Source organism: Promicromonospora sp. NPDC060204 (assembly GCF_042728455.1).
GTDB lineage: Bacteria > Actinomycetota > Actinomycetes > Actinomycetales > Cellulomonadaceae > Promicromonospora.
Map to the genome: position 1 here is coordinate 1 of NZ_JBHWZO010000314.1, position 6,615 is coordinate 6,615.

Here is a 6,615-nt window from a genome sequence, read left to right on the forward strand (position 1 = left end):
GCGCGGACCACGGGTACCGTGCACTCAACTTTTAGAGGGAAGGAAGGGTGACGTGACGACGCAGACCTCCGCGTCGGGCAGCGACCCTGTGCCCAACCGCATCCACGCGCGGCCCGTGCCGCGTCCCGGCCGCCTCGTCGCAGCGGTGGCCGTGCTGATCCTGGCCGCCATGGCGGCCAACGCCCTGATCACGAACGAGAACTTCCGCTGGGACGTGGTCTGGCTCTACCTGCGGGACATCGTGGTGATCCGCGGCGTGCTGTGGACCCTGGTGCTCACGTTCGGTTCCATGGCGATCGCCGTGGTGCTCGCCGTCGCGCTCGCGATGATGCGCCGCTCGGACAACCCGGTCATGCGCTCGGTGAGCTGGGCCTGGATCTGGTTCTTCCGCGGCACGCCGATCTACACGCAGCTCATCTTCTGGGGCCTGCTCGCCGTGCTGTACCCGCGGCTGTCGCTGGGCATCCCCTTCGGGCCGGAGTTCTTCTCCTTCCGTACCGACGAGGTGCTCACCGCGTTCTGGCTGGCGCTCTTCGGCCTGGCGTTCAACGAGTCGGCCTACCTCGCGGAGATCGTGCGCGCGGGCCTGACCTCCGTGGACCCGGGGCAGACCGAGGCCGCCAAGGCGCTGGGCATGAAGGACGGCAAGATCATGCGCCGCGTGGTCCTGCCGCAGGCCATGCGCGTGATCGTGCCGCCGACGGGCAACGAGACCATCTCGATGCTCAAGACCACCTCCCTGGTGGTCGCCGTGCCGCTCACGTTCGAGCTGACCTACGCGACCAGCGCGATCGGCAACCGGACCTTCCTGCCCATCCCGCTGCTGGTCATCGCGGCGCTCTGGTACCTGCTCATCACCTCGATCCTGATGGTGGGCCAGCACTACCTGGAGCAGTACTACGGGCGCGGGTTCGGGACGACCACCCGCCGCCGGGGCCGGGGCAAGGGCCCGGCCGGTGGCAGGCAGGCCGCCATCGCCGCCGCCGGGACCGTGCAGGACGACGTGAACAAGGACGTGACACCATGAGCGCCCCCACCGACGCCACGGCCGTCCCGGCGCGAACCACGGACATGGTGTCCGTCCGTGCCGTGCACAAGGTCTTCGGTCACGGGCACGACGCCGTGCACGTGCTGAAGGGCGTGGACCTCGACGTCGCGCGCGGTGAGGTCACCGTGATCCTCGGGCCGTCCGGTTCCGGCAAGTCCACCCTCCTGCGCTGCATCAACGAGCTGGAGGAGATCACCGGCGGCTCCGTCGTCGTGGGCGGCGACCTCATGGGCTACCGCGAGGACGCCAAGGGCGTGCTGCACCGGCTCCACCCCAAGGTGGTCGCGAAGCAGCGCTCGCGCATCGGCATGGTGTTCCAGCGGTTCCACCTGTTCCCGCACATGACGGCGCTCGAGAACATCATGGAGGCGCCCGTCCAGGTGCGGGGGCTCTCCAAGAAGGCGGCGCGGCAGCGCGCGGTCGAGCTGATCGACCGGGTGGGGCTGTCCGACCGGATGGACCACTACCCGGCGCAGCTCTCCGGCGGCCAGCAGCAGCGCGTGGCCATCGCCCGGGCGCTCGCCATGGACCCCGAGCTCATGCTGTTCGACGAGCCGACGTCGGCCCTCGACCCCGAGCTCGTGGGCGAGGTGCTGTCGGTGATGCAGGACCTGGCGCGGTCCGGCATGACGATGATCGTGGTGACGCACGAGATCGGGTTCGCCCGGGAGGTCGCCGACCACGTCGTGTTCATGGACGACGGCGTCATCGTCGAGTCGGGCCCGCCCGGCAAGGTGCTGGACGACCCGCAGGAGCAGCGCACCAAGGACTTCCTGGCGCACGTGCTCTGACCCCGTGTCAGACGTACAGGTCCTCCGGGTGACCTGTACGTCTGACACGGATCCGTTCGGAAAGGACGGAACCCCGGTGGGCCCCGGCTGCGTCTAAGGTGCATGACGCACACGATGCGGCGCGCAGGGCGCCGTGAACGCACGCCGGGGCACGCCGGCCACACCACCCGGTGGTGTACCGGATGAGCGAGGTGGCGGTGACCCTGGAACCCGAGCAGGGCACCGGCGAGATCCCCGTCGTCCGGAGCAGCCTCGACCCGGTCGCCGACTTCACGGCGTTCGCGCAGGCGAACACCCCCGCGCTGTACCGCATCGCGTACCTGCTGTGCGGCGACGAGCACCGCGCGAAGGACCTGGTGCAGCTCGCCCTGGAGCGCACGTTCAAGGCGTGGAAGAAGGTGGGCGACGGCGACCCGTTCGCCTACGCCCGCCGCGTCCTGGCGACGGCCCGTATCGACACGTGGCGCCGCACGCGCCGCGAGGTGCTCACCGACGAACCCGCGCTCGGCCTGCGCGAGAGGAGCGCCCCGGCGTCGGACGCCGGGCTGGCCGACCGCGACCGCCTGGTCCGCGCGCTCCTGGCGCTCTCCGTGAAGCAGCGCCGGGTGGTGGTGCTGCGCTACCTGCTCGACCGGTCCGAGGCCGAGACGGCCGCGGAGCTCGGCATCTCGACCGGGACGGTCAAGTCCACCGCCTCACGCGCCCTGGAGCGCCTCCGCACCCTCGTGGTGCCCGGTCGCGAAGGGAGCCGATCGTGAACGTGCACGACATCCACGCCAAGAAGGACGCCGCGGTGCTCGCCGACCTGCGGGCCGCCAGCTCGACGGTCGAGCCGCCCGAGGGCCTCGACGCGGTGGCCATGGCGACCCGGGCCGTGCGGACCGTACGCCGGCGCCGGGTCGTGACCACGGTGACGGCCGGCGTCGCCGCGGTGGTGCTGACGGGCGCCGGTATCGGCGTCGCCGGGGCGATCTACGGCGACCGGCAGGGGCCCCTGCCCGGCACCGTGAAGACGACCAGCGAGTCGGCCCCGTCCACCGACTCGCCGTCGCCGGAGCCGACGGCCGAGCCGACGCCGGAGCCGAGCGACGTGCCCACCACCTACCTGGAGACCGGCGGCGGGACGCTGCCCGTGCTCCCCGACGTCGAGCGTGGCGTGGTCGAGGGCCCGGGCGCCGCCCCCTACATCCTCGGCGGGCTCTGGTACGAGGTCCCGCCGGGCGGCTGGATCGCCGTCGGCGACGTGAACGCGGGCGGGTTGGCCGGCTGGCTCGCCCCGGACCACCCGGAGGCCTACGGCATGGGCGAGAACGGCACCATCGACGACATGGACGCCACGATCGAGCTGCGCAACGTGTTCGACGTCGCGGGCTGGAAGGCTCCTGCGAAGGACTCGGGGGCGACGACGCTCGACATCGAGGGCGCCGACCTCGTGGTCATCGAGCAGCATGCCCGCGAGGGCAAGGTGCGGCCCGCGACCATCACGATCCGCAGCGGCGACGAGGGCTGGATCATCGACACCCGGTTCACGGCGAACGCCGAGGGTGACGAGATGCTGCGCAACTTCGTCGGGAACCTCTGGCTCAAGGAGGCGGGCGAGCCCGACTGGTACCTGCCGGAGTTCTCGGCCCCGGTGCTCGACGCCATCGAGCGCGGGATCCCGGCCGACTGGGTCCGGACCGAGCACAACGGCCTGACGTTCGCGGTGCCCGAGGGCTGGACCTCGAAGGAGACCGAGGGCGAGTTCTCGCCGGGCGTGGAGTGGACCGGGACCAGGGTCACGCACGTGGAACCCGGCATCGACCAGGAGACGCTGAAGCTGTGGACCGACGCCACCGCCGAGGAGAAGGCACGTGCCGCCGAGGACATGGAGGCCCCCGAGCGGGTCTACGTCCAGGGCGGTAAGCCCGGCGGCAACTGGTGGACGCCGTCCGGCAACCCGGGGTCGAAGATGATCGACGTCCCCGGCGCCGACTACGCCGAGGTGATCCCGACCGCGCACAACGTCGACGGGGAGACCGACTACTACTGGGTCGACATCTACATCCACCAGGAGGACCGGGGCGAGAACCTGTTCCTCGTGGTCGAGTTCGACGGCGACGAGCAGGGCCTGCGGGATCTCCACACCTTCCTGGGGACGCTGGACTTCCGCCGCTGACCCACCCCGGACGAGCACGTGTCAGGCGTACAGGTCACCCCCGTGACCTGTGTGTCTGACACGTGCTTCGTCGTGGGGCGGACTGCGCTGTTGCCCCGGCCACGCACGGCCCGGAAAATTTCTCTGAACCAAAATGGAACCTTCGTCCCGGTGCGGCCGTGTTCCGTTCGTGACAGTCACGAGTCCGCGTGTTCGAGCGCCAGAGTCCCGGGCCCCCAAGCCCGTGGTCCTGCGCGTCGTGCGCGCCGACTCCAGCTCTGCGGACGACCTGGAGACCGTGACAACCCAGCAGAACACCCCAGATTCCTCATCCACCTCGACGCCGAGGTCGGCGGCGGAGCTCGCGATCGTGCCGGTCGCGGACGACGGAGACACCGACCCGGCAGCCACGACCGAGCGCGACCCGCAGCCCGGGCCCGCCGCCACGTCGAACGGCACCCTCGGCAGGACCAAGGACAGACCTCGCAAGGGCTCGGCCGAACCGGTCCCCGCAACCCGACCGCTCACTGTGGTTCGAGGTGGGTCGGCGGACCCGGATGACGTACCCTCGCTCCCCGTGCGTACAGACCGGCCGAGGGCCACTCACGCGCGCAGGAACGCACAGACCTCGAAGAACGAAGAGTTCACCGCGTTCATGCGAGAGGCCAAGGATCCACTGCACCGGATGGCCTTCCTCCTCAGCGGTGACGCCCACCGCGCGGAGGAGCTCACGCAGCAGACCTTCGAGCGCTGCTACCGGCACTGGCACAAGGCCCGCCAGGGCGACCCGCTGGTGTACGCGCGCCGGGTCCTGGCGAACCTGCGCATCGACGCCTGGCGCCGTACGCGGCGCGAGGTGCTCACCGGACCCGACGAGCTGCCGCAGGACGACGTCCGCGTGGCCCGCGCGTCGAGCCGGATGCCCACGCGCACCGTGGACGACCGCGACACCGTCGTGCGCGCCCTCCTGCGCCTCCCGCTCAAGCAGCGCCGCGTCGTGGTGCTGCGCCATCTCCTGGACCTCTCGGAGTCCGAGGTCTCGACCGAGCTCGGCATTCCTCTCGGCACCGTGAAGTCCACGGCCTCGCGCGGCCTCGCCCACCTGCGCGCGATCCTCGATCTCGACTCGCTGGGCGGAACGCGATGAACATGAACCTCTCCCACGGCGCTCCCGACGACGACTTCGTCGTCCGGCTCCGCGAGTCGGCGCACGCCTCGGTGCCCGCGTCGACGCTCGACCTGGACGGTGTCCTGCGGTCGAGCCGGCGCAAGCACACCGTGCGCCGGGCCGGCGTCTCGCTGGCCTCGACGCTGGTGCTGGCCACGGCCGGCGCCGGTGTGGCGGGCGCGCTCCCGGGGATCCCGGGGCTCTGGAGCAGCGCCCCGGTAGAGGTCTCACCCGTCGAGTCGGCGGAACCGATGGCGACGGTCGAGGTCGACCCCGCGCCGCCGTCGGCCACCGCGCTGCCGACGCCGGACCCGGTGACGAAGCTCGCGGAGCTCGCGCCCGGGGTCAGCTCGGTGGCACAGCCCGCGGCGTACCGCGTCGACGCGGACACCGCCGTGCTCGACCTCGGCCTCCCCGCCGGAGGGGGCGACCGCTACCTGGCGGTCGTGACCCTGGCGAAGATCGACGGCCGGCACAGCGCCACAGACCTGGAGGTCCTGGCGGGCGGCGACACCGCCCTGCAGAACCTCCGCGCGGGGAACCTCGGTGGAACCCTGCTCTGGCGCGGCGTCACGTCCGACGCGATGGTCCTGCCGTCCGACGGCGGGCCGGCCCTCGTGTTCGGCTTCTCCTCGGGTGCCGAGGAGGGAGACCAGTTCCTGGTCTTCGACGACCCGCAGACCGATGGTGCCGCGGACGCGCAGGGGGCGTCCGCGTCACCGGGGTCGGGGGCCGGTGCCGAGAAGGGTGCGCCCCAGGCGGGCGCATCGCTCCCGGTCACGCCGTTCGACGTGCTCGGCGACGGCAGCGTGTGGATGCGCGTGCTGCAGGTCGACCGCTCCACGGCGGAGCCGCGCGGTTTCGTCTACGCGAGCCAGGACACGTGGAGCGCGTCCTGGTGCCGCAGCACGTCGCCCGAGTGCGCGGTCATCCACGACGTCGCGGGAAAGACCGTGGCGACGCCGCAGGCCGCTGAGCCCTCGCCGCTCGTCGCGGAGCTCGCCCCGCTGCTGGTCGAGGACCCGCAGGCGAACGAGGTGCCCGCGATGGAGGCCTGCGTGGCGCAGCGCACGGGCACGCCCTGGACCGCCCCGCCGGGCCTCACCGGCAAGGCGTTCTGGCAGGCCCCGAAGGGCGTGGACGCCGACGTCTGGCGGCTGTGCCTGATCGACATCAGCGAGGCGTCGCAGCTCGCCGCGACGGGCGAGGTCCAGCCCGACGGCGGTGTGTCGCCCAGCCCGGCTCCGAGCGAGGAGCCGACACAAGCTCCCGAGAACGAGGATCCCCTCGGTCTCGGTGAACTCCTGGAGGGACTCTTCGGGGGTTAAGACTTCCCGGTCCGCGTCTCGTCTGGGGAGATGGCGTGGGCCGGGAACAACCGAGCGGGCCGAGGCAGAATCTGGGGATCTGCCGCGGGGGGCGCATTTTTTTGCAGCACCCAGTGGGGGGGTGGGGCAAAGACCCCGCCGAC

At 71.6% G+C, this 6,615-nt stretch carries 6 protein-coding genes; all 6 read left to right on the forward strand.

Going from position 1 to position 6,615, the window contains the following annotated elements:
- Positions 1 to 52: 52 nt before the first annotated feature.
- The 6 genes from ACFWEJ_RS25845 (at position 53) to ACFWEJ_RS25870 (ending at position 6,472) form a co-directional block, all read left to right on the forward strand.
- A complete protein-coding gene (locus ACFWEJ_RS25845; protein ID WP_377232038.1) occupies positions 53 to 1,027 on the forward strand; it encodes an amino acid ABC transporter permease in 975 nt (324 codons plus the stop codon).
- Entirely contained in the window at positions 1,024 to 1,839 is an 816-nt protein-coding gene (locus ACFWEJ_RS25850) for an amino acid ABC transporter ATP-binding protein (RefSeq protein WP_377232039.1), read from the forward strand. Before ACFWEJ_RS25845 ends, ACFWEJ_RS25850 begins: the two co-directional genes overlap by 4 nt.
- Before the next feature lie 182 nt (positions 1,840 to 2,021).
- Positions 2,022 to 2,597 (forward strand): SigE family RNA polymerase sigma factor, encoded by a 576-nt coding sequence (locus tag ACFWEJ_RS25855; RefSeq protein WP_377232040.1) that lies wholly within the window; start codon positions 2,022 to 2,024, stop codon positions 2,595 to 2,597.
- The gene (locus ACFWEJ_RS25860) at positions 2,594 to 3,997 is read left to right on the forward strand and encodes a hypothetical protein (protein ID WP_377232041.1); all 1,404 of its coding nucleotides are present in this window, start codon (positions 2,594 to 2,596) and stop codon (positions 3,995 to 3,997) included. The genes ACFWEJ_RS25855 and ACFWEJ_RS25860 overlap by 4 nt, the downstream gene beginning before the upstream one ends.
- 556 nt (positions 3,998 to 4,553) lie before the next feature.
- The gene (locus ACFWEJ_RS25865; RefSeq protein WP_377232042.1) at positions 4,554 to 5,123 is read left to right on the forward strand and encodes a SigE family RNA polymerase sigma factor; all 570 of its coding nucleotides are present in this window, start codon (positions 4,554 to 4,556) and stop codon (positions 5,121 to 5,123) included.
- 2 nt (positions 5,124 to 5,125) lie between these two features.
- Positions 5,126 to 6,472, forward strand: a complete 1,347-nt coding sequence (locus ACFWEJ_RS25870; protein ID WP_377232043.1) for a hypothetical protein — start codon at positions 5,126 to 5,128, stop codon at positions 6,470 to 6,472.
- The last annotated feature ends 143 nt before the right edge of the window (positions 6,473 to 6,615 follow it).